The 1,238-nt window shown below is 54.4% G+C and carries 1 protein-coding gene; it reads left to right on the top strand.

Annotated features, from left to right (window positions below; translation table 11 throughout):
• The first annotated feature begins 67 nt into the window (after positions 1 to 67).
• A protein-coding gene (locus EF096_RS20155; RefSeq protein WP_123891522.1) for an IS3 family transposase occupies positions 68 to 1,230 on the top strand; the annotation gives its coding sequence in 2 pieces (ribosomal slippage) (positions 68 to 323 and positions 323 to 1,230; 1,164 coding nt in all).
• Positions 1,231 to 1,238 lie beyond the last annotated feature (8 nt).

The raw sequence follows: 1,238 nt of genomic DNA, 5'->3' as shown, positions 1-1,238 counted from the left end.
TGTAGTGGTCTACTAAACCCGGACACCAACGTAGGTGGTAAAATTGCCACCATAAGCGAGGTGTCACATGACCAAGAAACGGCGCACTTTTTCTCCCGAGTTCAAGCAGGAGGCAGCCAGCCTAGTGCTTGAACAAGGGTATAGCATTCTCCAGGCTTGTACTTCTCTCGGTGTCGGAGAAAGTGCTCTTCGCCGCTGGGTCGACCAGTTGGCACAGGAACGTGAAGGCGTTACGCCCAAGGGCAAAGCGCTGACGCCGGAGCAGCGCAAGATCCAGGAACTTGAGGCCCGCTGCAAGCGCCTGGAGATGGAGAAAACTATATTAAAAAAGGCTACCGCTCTCTTGATGTCGGACGAGATGAATCGTACGCGCTGATAGACCAGTTGAGTGAGCAAATGCCTGTCGAGACGGTCTGCGCAGCGTTCGATGTTAGCCGCTCAAGCTATTACGATTACCGTCAACGCCGGGGTCGGTTAGATGTTGAGCGGCTTGCCTTAAAAGCAAAGGTAAACCGGCTGTTCTCGAAGAGCCGAAGCTCTGCAGGTAGCCGGACCATGATGGGGCTGCTCAGCGAGGAAGGCATAACGGCTGGACGCTTCAAGGTGCGGCGCCTGATGAGTGAGCTGGGGCTGATTTGCAAACAGCCAGGGCCTCATGCCTACAAGCAGGCGACGGTCGAGCGGGCCGACATTCCGAACCACTTGGCTCGTGAGTTTGTGGTTGGTCGACCTGATCAAGTCTGGTGTGGTGACATCACTTACATATGGACGGGTCAGTCTTGGAGTTATCTTGCTGTAGTGCTGGATCTATATGCCCGGCGTGTCGTTGGCTGGGCTATGTCAGCAAAGCCAGACGCAGATCTTGTTGTAAAAGCGCTTGATCATGCCTGGGAGCAACGTCGCCGGCCGGAAAAAGTCATGTTTCACTCGGACCAGGGAAGCCAATACGCAAGCCGCAAGTTTCGCCAGCGTCTCTGGAGGTATCGCATGCAGCAGAGCATGAGTCGGCGAGGTAATTGCTGGGACAATGCCCCGATGGAAAGGCTGTTCAGGAGCCTGAAATCGGAGTGGATACCTACCTTAGGGTATCGGAACCTGCCCGAGGCGCAAAAGGATGTTGGCGATTACCTGATGGGGTATTACAACCAGCAACGGCCTCATACGTTCAACGGTGGTATATCGCCGGTAGTAGCCGAAGAAAAACTTATAATACTGTCCGGGATCAGTTGACCACTACA

It is taken from the genome of Pseudomonas neustonica, from assembly GCF_003797945.1.
In the GTDB taxonomy this organism is placed as follows: domain Bacteria; phylum Pseudomonadota; class Gammaproteobacteria; order Pseudomonadales; family Pseudomonadaceae; genus Halopseudomonas; species Halopseudomonas neustonica.
This window is presented reverse-complemented; position numbering and strand designations above follow the sequence as displayed.